Here is a 13577-nt window from a genome sequence, read left to right as displayed (position 1 = left end):
CGCCCCACCCATCCACCGGCCCCTCGCCGCTGACCAGCAGAAAGGATCCCTCTCTGTCCGACCACTTCCGCTTCCGTCACCATCCCGAACACGGCTTCGTCGCCACCGCCGCTCCGAGCTTCACCCCCCACCTGGCCGAATGGTTCCTCGTCCGCGAGCAGTTCGAGCCCGTCCCCTTCTCGCCGGGCCTGTACCGGCTCACCGAGCCCAACCGCGACGGGTTGCGCCGCACCCGCCAAGCCGTCCACGACCTGCGCAACCTCGGCTACCGCGTGCGGGACGACAGCGCCCTCGATCCCACCCACGCATCAGTTCCACCCCAGCCGACGGCCAGCATCGACCTGGCCGAACGGCGCTCCCGCATCGCGCGGGCCGCCGCCGTGCGCCCCTCACGGATCACAGCCCTGGCCAACGCCACACCGTCGGCGCCGCCGCCCGCCGCCGGTAAAGCCCCGGCTGCCGGTCAAGGACGGAGCCGGTGAACATGACCAGCGAGCCGATCCGCATCACCCGCGGCGAAGGCGGCGAGGTCGAAGTCGAAGGACCGTACGACGAGTTCGCCGCACGCATCATGGCCCGCGCCGGATTCATGACCTTTCCGACGCTGCGCGGGCAGTGGGTCCGGCTGCCCTTCGACCTCGGCCGCGTCTGGGAAAACGAACACGCCAGCTGGGCAGCCGACATGCTCACCGCCGCCCGCTACCGCGTCGACCTCGACCCGGACCTGCGCCCCACACCGCCCGCCACATCCGAGCCGCCCGCGGCACGCCGTACGAAGACCGCGATGACCGCCCAGCCCGCGCCACCGGTCGGCGTACGACGACAGCACCGCTGACCCCATACCCGCGACACAAGGAGAATTCCCGTCCATGGCCGTTGTTGGTACACCCGGCTATCGGAACGTGCGGAAAGGCGAGTCAGGTAGCTGCGGGGCGGTGAGGCCCGCCCTGGAGCATGTCGGCAGTCATTGCCCCTCGTTCGTGGTCCAGCCTCGCACCGTTGATGTGCTGGAAGCTCCGGGCCCGTCTCGCCTTCGCCCAACACCCCACCGCTTTCCCGCCACCACCGATAGGAGATCCGCCTTGCCCGAAGCACCAACAGAGCCGTTCATGACGATCCGGCACACCATCACCGGCGAGATCACCACCACCGGCTACAACGCCGCCGCCCGGCGGATCCTGCTCCAGGCCGGCTTCGAAGAGACACCAGGCTGCGCCTGCCGAGCGACGGAACCCGGTACGGAGCGGACGCACGAGCCTGCTCGGCAGCCAGCGAGCTGCTCGTCGCCGGCCATCCCGTGCACCTGGACCGAGCCCTCGGTCGGCCGGTGAGCACCGACGATACGCCCCGGTTGGCCCGGTCGTCGATGGCGGCACAGTCCGTGATCCGCTCCGAGAGCGGCCAGCCTCTCCAGCGCATCGCCAACCCCGCCCGCACCCGCACCTGTTGAAGGGGCCTCGCTTGACCACACCCGGAACGCCTACCAGTCCAGCGCGCACCAAGGGCGGCGAACTACGGGCCAAGGTGGCCCGACTGCTGGCCGACCGGCCGGCGGACGCGCTCACCATCGGGGACATGGCCAGGCAGCTGGGCCACTCCCACGGCGCCGTCCGCAACGCCGCCCTCACCCTGGTGCGACGCGGCGAGGCCGACCAAGGCGGAACCGGACAACCGGAGTTCCGCGCGAACGCGAGAACCGCCGCAGCCGCGCAGAGCGCTGTGATCAGCCCACCGGGCACCCACGCTCCCCGCGCCCAGGCGGCTGCGGCCCGCACGACCATTCCCGCAGCAGCCACGCCCAGGCAGACCGGCCCGATCCGCCGCGCGGGGGGCCAGGTCTACCACCCCCGGGAGCTGGCCGATCTGCCCGACGTCGAGGCGTTGAATCGCTTGCGTGACGCCGACGTGCCGGTGCTGCTCTACGGCCCTCCGGGCACCGGCAAGACGAGTCTGGTCGAGGCGGCGTTCCCGGACCTGCTCACCGTCGCCGGTGACGGCGACACCACGGTCGGCGACTTGATCGGCGAGTACACCCAGGACGACGCGGGAGGTTACGTCTTCCAGTACGGTCCGCTGGTCACCGCGATGACCGAGGGCCGCGCCCTGCTGATCGACGATGCGACCTTGATCTCACCGAAGGTCCTGGCGGCGCTGTATCCCGCGATGGACGGGCGCAGGCAGATCCAGGTCAAGGCCCACAAGGGCGAGACCATCAAGGCCGAGCCGGGCTTCTACGTGGTGGCGGGCCACAATCCCGGCGTCCACGGGGCGGTGTTGACGGAGGCACTGTCGAGCCGGTTCAGCGTGCAAATCCAGATCGGCACGGACTATGACCTCGCCCTGGCGCTGAGGATCGATGCCCGGGTGGTCCGGGTCGCCCGGCACCTCGCCCGCCAGGTCGAACTCGGCGAGCTGGGCTGGGCCCCCCAACTGCGAGAGCTGCTCAGCTACCAGAAGACCGAGGCCGTCCTCGGCACCAAAGCCGCGCTCGCGAACCTGGTCGGCATCGCCCCTCTGGAGGATCGCGACGCCGTCGCCGCCGCCGTCATCAAGGCTGCCGGCGTCAAGAAGATCGCGCCCCTCACCCTCGGCAAGCAGCTCCCCGCCTCAGCCGCCCGGCAGCCCCCGGGCAGCACCGGCTCCGCACACCGGGGCCGCTCGCGATGAGCGCCCACCACCACGTCCAAGCCCCCGCCACCACGCCGGACGACGACGCCGACCTCGCGCGATGGGCCGACGACGGCGCCCCGCCCGCGCAACCCCGTTCCTCCTCCGCCGCGTGGCTGCGCGTGGGAGCCGAACTCGGCGACCGGCTGGTCGCCCTCTCCGGCCGCCAAGACCTCCTCGTCACCTGCCGCCCCGGCACGCGCAGCGGCGCACCGGCCGCGTTCTTCCCCACTCTGGGCGAGGTCGAGTTCGACGCCGGCCTGTTCGCCCCGCTTAAGCCCCACGAGATCCATCCGCGGATCGTGGGCGACGAGGAGCGGTATCCCGCCGCCTGGGGAGTGTTCGTCCACGAGGCCGCGCACGCGGCCCACTCCGTCTGGACGCAGCCTGCCGGAGCGAACCCCCGTGTCGTCGAGGCCGCGCTCCTGCTGGAGGAGAGCCGTGTCGAAGGCGCACACCTGATCACGCGGCCCACGGACCGCACGTACCTGCGCACCAGTGCCCGAACCCTGGTCATGCCCGACATCGCCCACCCCACCCTCCAGGGCATCGAGCACGCCGCCGCCGTGGCGGCCCTGGTCCTCGGGCGCCGTGACGTCGGCATCCTGGACGCCGGCGAGACCCGGGCCGTCGCCGATCTGTGCGAAAAGGTGCTGGGCGCGAACCTGCTGGCCACACTCACCCGCATCTGGACGGCAGCCCACCAGTGCGCCGACCACGACGCCACGACCATGCTCGCGCACGCTCAAGAATGGTGCGACGCTCTGGACACCGCGGCCCCCGCCCTGCCCGTGCCGGAGAACCTCACCGATCTGCTGTCCGGCGCCGTGGGGGTCGTCATGGACAGCACGGCAGCCACCGACGCCGCCGACCTCGCGGCACAGGCCGCAGCGACCAACGCCATGGCCGCGCAGTCCAAGGCGCAGGCTCAGGACCGCGCCCAGCGGGCCGGCCAGCGACGCAAAGCCGCCGCCACCGCCAAGTCGGTCTTCAACGCCCGTGGCACCACCGTCACCCCCGACGGCACACCGGCGCCCTACGGCAACCCGGTCACCGGCACCCGCAGGCCCACCGCCGCCGAGCAGAGCGCCGCCGCGCGCCTGAGCCGCGCCCTGCGTGCCGCCGCCTACCGCGAGCGGACCGAGGAGCGGACCACCAGCCCCACCCCGCCCGGCCGCCTCAACATGCGCGCGGCCCTCGCCCGCGACGCTCAGCGCGCGGCCGGGTCGGTCCCCACCGCGGAACCGTTCACCCACACCCGCCGCCGGAACTCCCCCACCCCACCGCTGCGTGTGGGTATCGCCGTCGACGTCTCCGGCTCCATGCGGGCCGCGTGCGCGCCCGTCGCGTCCGCTGCCTGGATCGTGGCACGCGCAGCAGCCCTGACCGACCCCGACTCCCTTACCGCCACCATCGCCTACGACAGGCACCTGACCGCATTGACCCGACCCACCCACCGAGCACCAGAGCGCGTGACGACGTTCGATGCCAACGGCGGCCACCACAACCTCGGCGACGCCATCGACGCACTCGACCACGGCCTCGAACTCAGCCGCCCCGGCGCCGGCCGCCTCCTCGTGATCGTCACCGACGCCCGGTACCGCAGCGACGAAACCGCTCAAGCCGTCACCCGCGTCAAGCAGCTCACGACCGCCGGCTGCGCCGTACTCCAGCTCACCCTCACCGCGAAGTCCCACCACTTGTCGGGGACCACCTTGCTGCACCTGCCCCAGCCCTCCAGCGCTCCCGTCGCCATCGCCACGGCGGCCACAGACGCCATCCGCAGGACACGCTGAGACAACACAGAAGACAGAAAGCAGGAACAACCACGTGGCAGTCCCTACCGCCTGGAAAATTGTCCACAGCTGTGGACACGAAGTGACGCACAACCTGTCCAACCGCCCCGCCGACCGGCGCGCCGGATACGCGCGCTGGCTCGAAGGCCGCGACTGCACCGACTGCTGGAAGGCCGCGCGCGACACCGACACCGAATCCAAGGAAGCCTGGCTCGCCGCCAAGCGCGCCGAGGAGCAGCAGGCCGCCCGCGCGTGGGCCGAGCAGTTCGACATGCCGCCGCTCGAAGGGCCCGAGCGGGCCCTGGACTGGGGCGAGCGCTCCCGTCACCAGCTCGTCACCGCCGCGTACAGCGCGCTGGTGAGCGAGGGCACCTGGGACGAGGCCGACTGGGCCGTCCTCGAAGACAAGATCCGCACCATCGCCCGCGCCGGCTGGTGGATCGACCAGAGGGACGCCGAGGGCGCTGACCTGCCCGAACTCCTCGACGCCGCCACCGAGAACGACCGCGGCACCGAGAACCCGTTCCGGTAGACGACCAGCGGTTATACCCGAGGATCCCCGGTTATCGAAACCGGGGATCCTCCGGAGCATTGACCTTCCACCGCCCCCCTGCCACTCGTGGAAGGACCCCTGCTGTGCCCGACGCTCCCGGCCCCTCGCACATACCAGCCGCTTGGAGACCGTCCCTGGAGCCGCTGACCGCCCAACGGGACATCACCCACGCCCACTTCGCTCCTGGCGAGACCATTGTGGTCCCCACCGGCGTCGCCGACGGCAGGCTATCGGGCGACGTCATGATGATCGTCGCTCCTTCCTGGCACCTGCCGACGGACGAGGACGGCTGGCGGCTGCGCAACCCCAGGGGCGGCGAGCGCACGTTCATCACCGCCCACCCCCGCTACATGATCCACCTCTCCCACCGTTGCCCCGACTGCCTGATCTACCGGCGCGCCCTGGAGGACTACGTCCTGCCCAAGGTGCCCGCCGGGAGCGGGTCCTTCGACTGCGGCTGGTACTCCCTCACCCAGCTCAACCAGCTCGTCCACTTCGCCGACGCTCGGGGTGGCCGGTGACCCTCCCCACCCGCCGCCCCGGAAGGACCCTGGCCCTGCTGCGTGGCGGTGCCGAAGCCGCCTCGGCCATCCCGTCGATCCACTGGCCCGCGCAGCTGGCCGCCAGTCTGAGCGAACTCGACGCGACCTGGCAGGAATCCGCGCAGTTGTGCGCCGACGCCGCGTGGACCGCCCGGGCTTCCGGCCACAGCTTGCTGGGCCTCCTGTACCCCGAGGACGCCCTCGCGCCCGGGCCGGACCCGATCGCGACCAGGGCGTATCGGCATCTGTACCTGAGCGCCCTGCGTTTCGATTTCCGCTGCCCCACCCTCGCCTTGCTCGTCGAGCAACAGATCCCGCCGCAGGAACGAGAGGGCCTGGACTGCTACAGCCGCGCCTTGTACGCCTTCGCCCTGCTGGGGCAGTCACGGTCTGAGGGGCTCCCCCTCATCCAGCGGGTCCTCGACGATGCGGGCGACCACGTCAAGACGCTGCATGCGCTGCTGCACGGACTCTGGCTCGGGCACGGCCTGTCCGGGCGCGAGGAGCAGATGCTGCAGATCCTCGGCCGGCCGCCCTTCGCCTCGCGCACCGACCCGATCGCCCTGTTCCGTGAGGCTGGCGCCCTGCGCGGGCTCGGTGAGTACCGGGCGGCGCTGGCAGCGATCGACCGCGCACTGGACCTGCTGCCGCCCGGCGACGTGTCCGTCCACGCCGACCTCGTCCGCGAACGCTCCCTGATCGCCGCGGCCCGCGACGTTCAGCGACTCATCGGCCGGCACGCGGAAGCAGGCCCGGAATGATCCCGCGTGTGCACGCCCGGGGCCTGGAAGCCGCCGTGGCCCTCGCCGACGCCCTCGATCACCCGGTGTCCGATCGGCAGGGCTTGAGCGAATACACGGCAGTCGCCCACTGGCCCGGCCTGGACCACTTCAGCCACGACGACGAGCAGCCAACCTGGACGTCGGAGGAATGGGCGTCACATCTGGACGCCCCGTCGTGGGAGCTTCCCTTTGCCGCGAGCCCCCGGGAAGCCCGCTTCGTCATCTGGCACGCCGATGTGCGTCTCGCCCCTGTCGACCGCGCACTCACCGGTTCGGAGTGGTCCGAGATCGCCCACCGGCTTGCCCGCGCCGCCGGCATCGCGACACCGGGCGACACAGGCGGCTGCCGCTGGATCGCTGTCCAGGCCCAGCCCCGGCGTCTCGACCTGATCGCCAACCTCATCCGCCCCGACGGCACCTGGACCACCCAGCCCGACCTGCTCCGCCGGCTGATGGTGGAGTGCCGGCGACTCGAGACGGACCTCGGTCTCCTTCGACCCTTCCACGCCCGTCCCGAGCCCCACGCCACCGCAACCGCACCAGGCCCCGACGGCGCCGCACCCGCCGCTGTCGGCGCCACGGCGCAGCTCGCCCAACTGCTGCACCAGCTCGCCGATGAGGCCACCGGGCCGCTGGCCACCGTGCGCGGTCTCGTCGAGCACGCGGCGCACCGTCTCGGCGCCCTTCCCCACGCCTACGATCCCGCCACGGAACACCAGCTGGAGTGGGTCGCCCGCCGCCTGTACGGCATCCAGCAGGACCTCGACGCCGTTGCCGCAGACCTGGCCTCCACGCCCGACCGGACAGCTCCGCCACCCGCGCTGCCCGTCCCGCGGCATCCTGGCCGCCCTGGGCGACGTACTCGTCGCGGCAGCTGACTTCTTTGAAGGACTCGGCCAGCCTTTTGACCAGTACACCGCCCGGCGTTTGCGCTATCTCGCCGACGAGCGGTTGCAGATCGCCCGGTCCGACCTCGCACGCGCCCGATCCGACCTCGCCGACCGGCACACGCCCCATCCCGGCCGGCGGCCGTGCACGGCCGAGACCGGCCCGGGCCAGACGGAAGCCTCCGCCGTCTGCGTCTGCCCGCCACCCCGCATCCCCACCAGCCCCGGTCCCCTCCCCACCGCGCCGGCCCCCACCGGCCGCCGGAGATGACCTGCCTGTCCCTTCCCGAGGAGACTTTTGCACGCCCCCGATGACTCTCTCGCCTCCTTCGCCGCCGTCCTCGCCGGCGAACTGCCCGGCCAGTGGAGCACCCAGTACCACCCAGGCCGCGGAGACAACACCGACCACGACGAACTGGTCGTCGATGTCTGGGACATGGACCAGGTCGCCGATGCCATGGCCGAGTACAGCCTCGACCACTGCGCGGTCCTGACCCGGCCCGTGGACGGCACGCGGCTGTTCGTCATGGACCGCAAGGGCCACGACGACGGCTTCCTCATCGCCGCCATGGCGCCCAAGGACCTGCCCATCGAGGCGTTCCGCGACGTTCGCGAGCCCGACGGCATCGCCGTCGACGCGGACCCCTTCCGTGCCGCCAAGCACGTCCGGCTGCGCCTGCTGCCCCGCTATGCACAGGCCCTCGCCCTGGTACGGGACAACGCCTCCCGTCTTCTTGCCGACCCGGCTGACGAGCAGCGCGTGGTGATGACCTGGTCCGGAGAGGACCTCGTCGTCGCCAAGCCCGATCGCGACGACGTTGCCCGGGCCCTGACCGAGTACGGCTTCACCTTCGACGCGGACCGGAACGTGTTCGTACTGTCCGACGGCGACTCAGCCCGGGTCGCCGCATCCGTCCGCGCAGCCGGCCACCGTCTGTCCGAGCTAGGTGTCGGCGTCCTCCTGTCCCGCCCGACAGGCCGGCCTGCGCTGGACATCACACCTGCCCAGCCGCCCGCACCGCCGACTCCGGCCCCGCACCGAACCCGGTGACAGGCCGTGCCCCTGGTGGCGCGCCGGAGTTCTTCGTCCTCAGCTACATCACCATCACCCGCGATCCGCAACGCAGCTGGTCGTCGCCATCGGCGGCGACGAGCGTGCGGCCGGCATTCTGCAGACGGCCGGAGGATTCATCGACGCCCCCGGCCCTCGCGGCCCCTATCACCGCCAGCCCCACACCATGGCTGTCGACGAGCAGCGCACCGGCGCCACCGCCGCGGCCCTGGCTCTGCTGCAGGCCGGATACAGCGTCCATCTCGACCCCGACCTGAACACCCTGAGCGCGACGGACGGGGACCGGCAGGCCGCCCACCGGTACCTCCACCAGCTCGCCGAGCAAGCCCGCGACGCCGAAGACGACCGCGAGGTGGCCGGGATCCTGACACAGATCGCCGCACCCTATGACGGGCTGCTGCCCCATCTCGTCGCGACCCTCAATGCCATCTGGGTGTCCTGGGCCGAACGCCTCGACGCCGCCGAGGTCGACCCCGACCTCGCGGACCAGCTGAGAAACACCACCTGGGGCCTGTCCTCATATCCCTCACAGATCGAGCGGATCCGCAATCAGGCCACCAGTGCCCCGCTTCCGCCGAGCTCACCGACAGCCCTGCCCCAGCAAATGTCGGCCAGACGCCGCTGACTGCCCCGAACAGGAGCAACTACCCGTGGGAAACCGTGCCGATGACGAAGGCACCGACGTCGAGATCTACCGCAAGCCCCTGACCGACACCGTCCACGCCGACACCCCTACCGGCGCCGACGAACAACTCCTCGCGCTCCTCGACCAGCTCGGCTTCGAACGCAAGACCCTCCGCCCGGCAGGTCCATCGGGGCCGACCTGCATCTGGCACGAGGCCCCCGGCCACCTGTCCGAGGACGAGAAGAAGCAACTCGCCACCCGAGCCGCGCCCACACTGCTCATGGCCGGCTACATCGTCTACATCCCCGACTACCTCTTCGACCCAGCCGCCTACCAAGACGCCGTCACCCAGATCAGGAACCGGTCCACCAGCAGCACCCAGCACCTCGCTGTAGCCCCCGAAGCCCCCGCCAGCGACCGCCTCGGCATCGACAGTGGAACCCTCACCGCCGCAACACCACCGGCACCTCTCCCCGCCACTCAGCCACCGGCCCCGCGTACCCGGTGACCCGACCCTCCCTTCTCCGTCTCCGCCCACGGAATCCGCGTCGTGCCCACTCCTTCTCCCGTCCACATCCCCTTCGTCCTGACCTCGCCCGGCTACCTCGCAGGCGGCGGTGACTGGGAACACCTCACCGAGTTGCTCAAACGCGGCCACGGCTGGCGAGACGTGTCCACGATCGACCAGCACACCGCCCTCACCAGCCCTGATGGCCGCATGCACGTCGTGCTCGACCGCCGCGCCGGCTGGACATGGACCTTGCGAGCCACCACAGCCCACGGGCACCAATGGGCGGCGCGCCTCGGCGCACACCTCCCCGTCGAATACGTCATGTCGATGGCGGACGCTCTGCTGCGGCCCACCCACCGACAGGCCGACGTACTTGCCCCCTTGCACGCGGCAGGCTGGAGCACGGATGCCACCGCGGTATCTCCCGACGGCCTGGTCTGCTTCACCGAAGAACATGTCCACGGAATCGGTTCAGGACCGTGGCACGCCGCCTGCACGGTCGGCGGATACACCTGGTGGACGGCCACCTTCAGCACCCACACCCCGTCCGGCGTGATCGCCGCGCTCACCAGCAGTCTCGCCTCCGACACCCCACTGCCGCGGATGGCCATCGGCACACCGCTCTTCGGCTGCGGGCAGTACACCCGTCTCGCCCGGACGTCGTACGGAGTCGACGACGTAACAGCGGGCGTCGAAGCCCAGATTTCCGAGGCCCGCGCCGAACGGCGACACGCCGCCGCACCATCACCGCCCTCGGCAGTCCGCACACGCGCGCCCCGCCGCCGCTGACCCACACGGCCTCGCCCCGTACTCACCCCCATCCCCCCTTGCAGGAGCCTTCCGTACCTCTCGTACCGCGCCGCACTCCACCGCCGATCAACCCGGAGCGCCCACCCCGGCTGGCCGTCTTCCTCTTCCGCCGCTACCTGCGCGCCTTCGTCCTCAGCACCCACGGCAGAGCCAACCCGCTGGCCACCGGCCGCCCCGAGTCCGCCCTGGACGAATCCCGCCGCCTCGGCCACCACACCTGACCCCCAACCCCTTGGAGGCCCGTGACCAACCCGATCTCCCACCCCGTACGCCTCGCTGACGACATAGCCCGCCAGCTCACCCAGCTCGCCGAACATCTCTCCCAGGCCCCATCGCGCCAGGCCGCCCAGATCCTCGGACGAGTACTCGACTGCGACGAGGGCATCCTCGGCCGATTCACCACGCTGATGGTCACCGGGGCCCACTTCGCCAAGGACACTTCCCAGCACGGCATCCTCCCGCCCGAGGTCTGGCTCGCCATCGGCCGCGCCGCCAACGAACTGCACGACATCGGCCTGGACCTCGACGAGCATGCCGAAACCCTCGACGCCCTCGCCGGCACCGCGTCTCCCACCGCCATGCCGAAGCCGGTGCCGACCGCCATGGTCGTGAGGAGACGCCGGTGAGCCGGAAACAGTGGACCGGCTGGGGCACTCCGCGCGCCGGAGGCGAGCAGGCCGAGCAGCACTACCTCATCGAGCCCCGGCATCTCGCCGGTGGTGGCGACCTCAGGCATGTCACCGAGTTCCTGCGCGCCTCCGGCTGGAAGGGCTCCTCCCACCGGGGCGGCCCGTTCATCTTCGACAGCCCCGACCGCACGGTCCGTATCGGCTACGACCCGCACACCCAGCCCGGCGGCTGGACCATCTCCGGCAAGGCCGCCGGTGCTCAGCCGGCGTGGCATGCCACCTTCAGCCGGCAGACTCCGGTGGAGATCGTGGCCGGCGTCACCGACGCCCTCGCCCGGCCGCGGTCCGCGCACGCGCCCAACGCGTGGGCGCCGCTGGAGCGGCAGGGCTGGAGCAGTGAGCGCGGCGAGGAGCAGTCGTTCACCGCCGTCCACCCCGGCCGTGACACCTGGCTGCAGTACACCCAAGACGAGCGCGGCCAGGCGCTGTGGTGGGCTGGGGCGCGCACCGAACACGGGCAGACCTGGGACGCCGTATTCAGCCCCACCACCCCGTTGCACCTCGTCGAGGCATTCGCCACCGCGCTGGCCGACCCGCAGCCGGTGATGCGACCGCGCGGACACGTCCCGCCCACGAGCCGGGTCCGCATCACGTCCGTCTCGGTGCTGCCCTCACAGCTCTCCGCCTGGCAGCAGGCCCGTATCACCGCCGCCCGCGCCGCCACTTGGGCCCGCTTCGCCACCACCGGCGCCCGCAAACCGTCCCGCACCGCAGGCCCGTACGCCACGGCCGGCGGCCGACGCCGCTGACCCACCGCCGCCTGCCCATCCCTCACGAACAAGAAAGTTCATGACCGACCTGACCTGCGACGACGCCCTCACCACCGAAGATATCCACAGGGCTGTCCACAGCCTGGCCCGGCTCACCGCTCATCTGCGCACCAGCCCCGACAACACCGAAGCCGCCGCTCTGCTCGCCCCGCTCGTCCACGCCGCCCCCGACGTGGTCGACACCCTCGCCCAGGTCCTGCGCGAGGTCTCCCGGCTCCTGACCCAGCACGCCGACGCCCCTCAGGACACGACCGTGACCGGCCTCATACGCGAGTACCTCGAAGCCGCCACGGCCGTCGACCAGCTGCGCAACCCGCTCAGCAAGACACTGAGACTGCTGGAGCAGACCCCGATCCGAACCGGCCACGCCGATACCGGGGGGAGCGGTACATGCCGGTGACCGACCGGCAGCTGGCCGGCTTCCGACGCGACCACGAGTCGACGATCCTCCATTCCACCAGCCCCCGGCACCTCGCAGGTCCCGGCGACGCCCGCCACGTCACCCACGCGCTGCTCGCCGCCGGCTGGACCATCACCTCCGACCCTGCTTCCCCCGAGACCGAGGTCACCAGCCCCGACCTGCAGGCCCGGCTGCAAGCCGCACCCCAGTTCGCTCCGTCCCGTAACTGGTGGCGCCTCACCGTCGAGCCATCCAACTCCCGTTCCTGGTATGCCTCGTTCACCCAGAAGGTCCCGGCCGAGATCCTGGCCGGGCTCACCGACACGCTCCTCACCCCCGCCCCAGCGGACGCACCCGATCCGTGGGATCTCTTCCGCTCCACCGGCTGGAGCGTCACCCAGAGCGAGAACGGAACCGGCTTCGAGGCCCGCTCGCCCGACCAGCGGGCAGTCGCCGAATACAGCCGCCCCTTCCCCGACGAGACCTACTCCACCTTCTCCTGGCGGATCCGCACCAGGGAGTACCCCGCCGACGCCGCTGAATCGGCCTTCGACGGCCGCTCGGTCTGGAACGGCTGGCTCGACGGACACACACCCGCGCAGGCCATCGCCGGCCTCGTCGCCGCCTTGACCAACCGCGAACCGCTGCTGCGCGGCTGGGGCCAGCACGGCTGGCATTACGACGTCCAACACGAACGGACCAGCCGAACCGGTACGGATGTCGCAGACGCCCACCAGCAGCGCCTCAAGAACGTCCAGGCCCAAGTCCGCGCCGCCCGACGCCGCCAGCGGCTGGACACCGTGCCCGCCTCAACCCCCGTCGGCACCGTCATCTCCCCGGCGGCTCGCACCCGATGACTGATGAAAGGCCCCCTGTGGCTTCCCCACTCTCTCCTCCGAGCGTCATCCACCAACAGCGCCTCGACCAGCTCGCCGCGTTCCTCCACACCGGCGAACAGATCCTGGCCGCATGGGACGCCTACTCCGACCAGCACACCGACCCCGCCGGCTGGCCGTACGACGACGAGACCTACGGGCGGCGCGCAGCCCGCCGCGACGCCGACACCTGGACGGCCGCCGCGCAGATCCGCCCCTTCGCCCACGAGCTGATCTCCACTGCCGAAGTCCAGCTCCAGCAACTCCCCGCCCGCGCAGTCCAGTCCCACTGGCCGTGGCACCTGGCGGGCGCCGAAGACGCTCTCGACCAGCTCGACGCCTTCGAAGAGGACTACCGCGCCGGCCTCGACGACCTGCCGCCCTCCGCCCGGCCCGGGACAGAGGCGTACGACGACCTCATCGACGCCCGCAACACCGAGGCATGGCATGCACTCAACGAACTGACGCTGCACGCCCCCGTGATCCGCGCCATCCACACGGCGACCCAACGCACCCCGCCTCGTCTGGAAGCCGTCGCGCCTCGACCCACTTCTACGGCCTCCGCTGCCGCGGCGTCCGTGGCCCGGAGGTGAGCCGG

General features: G+C 71.4%; 20 protein-coding genes. All 20 read left to right on the top strand.

The genetic code is table 11. The features are described from left to right. Window positions 1-29: 29 nt before the first annotated feature. The 20 genes from GWK25_RS10005 (at window position 30) to GWK25_RS09915 (ending at window position 13572) form a co-directional block, all read left to right on the top strand. Window positions 30-482: a hypothetical protein gene (locus GWK25_RS10005; protein WP_251829645.1), complete on the top strand. Its 453-nt coding sequence runs from the start codon at window positions 30-32 to the stop codon at window positions 480-482. 2 nt (window positions 483-484) lie between these two features. After that, entirely contained in the window at window positions 485-835 is a 351-nt protein-coding gene (locus GWK25_RS10000; RefSeq protein WP_215449446.1) for a hypothetical protein, read from the top strand. Window positions 836-1109: 274 nt separating this feature from the next. After that, window positions 1110-1331 (top strand): hypothetical protein, encoded by a 222-nt coding sequence (locus GWK25_RS09995; RefSeq protein WP_215457296.1) that lies wholly within the window; start codon window positions 1110-1112, stop codon window positions 1329-1331. Then, window positions 1328-1450 carry a hypothetical protein gene (locus tag GWK25_RS44245; protein ID WP_286014521.1) on the top strand — a complete coding sequence of 41 codons (123 nt, stop codon included), beginning with the start codon at window positions 1328-1330 and terminating at the stop codon, window positions 1448-1450. The genes GWK25_RS09995 and GWK25_RS44245 overlap by 4 nt, the downstream gene beginning before the upstream one ends. Before the next feature lie 74 nt (window positions 1451-1524). Then, window positions 1525-2667 (top strand): AAA family ATPase, encoded by a 1143-nt coding sequence (locus GWK25_RS09990; RefSeq protein ID WP_215457295.1) that lies wholly within the window; start codon window positions 1525-1527, stop codon window positions 2665-2667. Beyond that, window positions 2664-4463 (top strand): VWA domain-containing protein, encoded by a 1800-nt coding sequence (locus GWK25_RS09985; protein ID WP_215449444.1) that lies wholly within the window; start codon window positions 2664-2666, stop codon window positions 4461-4463. Before GWK25_RS09990 ends, GWK25_RS09985 begins: the two co-directional genes overlap by 4 nt. A gap of 82 nt (window positions 4464-4545) precedes the next feature. After that, window positions 4546-4995, top strand: coding sequence for a hypothetical protein (locus GWK25_RS09980; RefSeq protein WP_215449442.1), 450 nt, complete (start codon window positions 4546-4548; stop codon window positions 4993-4995). Window positions 4996-5099: 104 nt separating this feature from the next. Continuing rightward, window positions 5100-5537, top strand: coding sequence for a hypothetical protein (locus GWK25_RS09975; protein WP_308404201.1), 438 nt, complete (start codon window positions 5100-5102; stop codon window positions 5535-5537). Beyond that, window positions 5534-6319: a hypothetical protein gene (locus tag GWK25_RS09970; RefSeq protein ID WP_215449441.1), complete on the top strand. Its 786-nt coding sequence runs from the start codon at window positions 5534-5536 to the stop codon at window positions 6317-6319. Before GWK25_RS09975 ends, GWK25_RS09970 begins: the two co-directional genes overlap by 4 nt. Further along, window positions 6316-7218 (top strand): hypothetical protein, encoded by a 903-nt coding sequence (locus GWK25_RS09965; RefSeq protein WP_215449439.1) that lies wholly within the window; start codon window positions 6316-6318, stop codon window positions 7216-7218. Before GWK25_RS09970 ends, GWK25_RS09965 begins: the two co-directional genes overlap by 4 nt. A gap of 307 nt (window positions 7219-7525) precedes the next feature. Further along, window positions 7526-8278 (top strand): hypothetical protein, encoded by a 753-nt coding sequence (locus tag GWK25_RS09960; protein WP_215449438.1) that lies wholly within the window; start codon window positions 7526-7528, stop codon window positions 8276-8278. A 187-nt stretch (window positions 8279-8465) separates the two neighbouring features. Further along, the gene (locus tag GWK25_RS09955) at window positions 8466-8924 is read left to right on the top strand and encodes a hypothetical protein (RefSeq protein ID WP_215449437.1); all 459 of its coding nucleotides are present in this window, start codon (window positions 8466-8468) and stop codon (window positions 8922-8924) included. Between the two features lie 25 nt (window positions 8925-8949). Continuing rightward, window positions 8950-9432 carry a hypothetical protein gene (locus tag GWK25_RS09950; protein ID WP_215449436.1) on the top strand — a complete coding sequence of 161 codons (483 nt, stop codon included), beginning with the start codon at window positions 8950-8952 and terminating at the stop codon, window positions 9430-9432. Between the two features lie 42 nt (window positions 9433-9474). Next, window positions 9475-10224, top strand: a complete 750-nt coding sequence (locus GWK25_RS09945) for a DUF317 domain-containing protein (protein ID WP_215449434.1) — start codon at window positions 9475-9477, stop codon at window positions 10222-10224. 38 nt (window positions 10225-10262) lie between these two features. Beyond that, entirely contained in the window at window positions 10263-10466 is a 204-nt protein-coding gene (locus GWK25_RS09940; RefSeq protein WP_215449433.1) for a hypothetical protein, read from the top strand. Window positions 10467-10487: 21 nt separating this feature from the next. Continuing rightward, window positions 10488-10871, top strand: coding sequence for a hypothetical protein (locus tag GWK25_RS09935; RefSeq protein ID WP_215449432.1), 384 nt, complete (start codon window positions 10488-10490; stop codon window positions 10869-10871). Further along, entirely contained in the window at window positions 10868-11683 is an 816-nt protein-coding gene (locus GWK25_RS09930; RefSeq protein ID WP_215449431.1) for a DUF317 domain-containing protein, read from the top strand. The genes GWK25_RS09935 and GWK25_RS09930 overlap by 4 nt, the downstream gene beginning before the upstream one ends. A 40-nt stretch (window positions 11684-11723) precedes the next feature. After that, window positions 11724-12104, top strand: a complete 381-nt coding sequence (locus tag GWK25_RS09925; RefSeq protein WP_215449429.1) for a hypothetical protein — start codon at window positions 11724-11726, stop codon at window positions 12102-12104. Beyond that, window positions 12095-12961, top strand: coding sequence for a DUF317 domain-containing protein (locus GWK25_RS09920; protein WP_215449427.1), 867 nt, complete (start codon window positions 12095-12097; stop codon window positions 12959-12961). Before GWK25_RS09925 ends, GWK25_RS09920 begins: the two co-directional genes overlap by 10 nt. 17 nt (window positions 12962-12978) lie before the next feature. Continuing rightward, complete coding sequence (locus GWK25_RS09915; protein ID WP_215449426.1) at window positions 12979-13572, top strand: hypothetical protein; 594 nt, start codon at window positions 12979-12981, stop codon at window positions 13570-13572. Window positions 13573-13577: the final 5 nt, after the last annotated feature.

This window comes from Streptomyces sp. ATCC 21386, from assembly GCF_018728545.1.
Lineage (GTDB): Bacteria > Actinomycetota > Actinomycetes > Streptomycetales > Streptomycetaceae > Streptomyces.
The sequence above is the reverse complement of the archived record's forward strand: the minus strand, read 5'-3'. Positions and strand labels throughout refer to the sequence as shown.

Bases quoted from the DNA above. Each gene is read 5' to 3' on its own strand.
- GWK25_RS09925 (WP_215449429.1), top strand. From the start codon at position 11,724: ATGACCGACCTGACCTGCGACGACGCCCTCACCACCGAAGATATCCAC.
- GWK25_RS09965 (WP_215449439.1), top strand. From the start codon at position 6,316: ATGATCCCGCGTGTGCACGCCCGGGGCCTGGAAGCCGCCGTGGCCCTC.
- GWK25_RS09955 (WP_215449437.1), top strand. From the start codon at position 8,466: ATGGCTGTCGACGAGCAGCGCACCGGCGCCACCGCCGCGGCCCTGGCT.
- GWK25_RS10000 (WP_215449446.1), top strand. From the start codon at position 485: ATGACCAGCGAGCCGATCCGCATCACCCGCGGCGAAGGCGGCGAGGTC.
- GWK25_RS09920 (WP_215449427.1), top strand. From the start codon at position 12,095: ATGCCGGTGACCGACCGGCAGCTGGCCGGCTTCCGACGCGACCACGAG.
- GWK25_RS09995 (WP_215457296.1), top strand. From the start codon at position 1,110: ATGACGATCCGGCACACCATCACCGGCGAGATCACCACCACCGGCTAC.
- GWK25_RS09985 (WP_215449444.1), top strand. From the start codon at position 2,664: ATGAGCGCCCACCACCACGTCCAAGCCCCCGCCACCACGCCGGACGAC.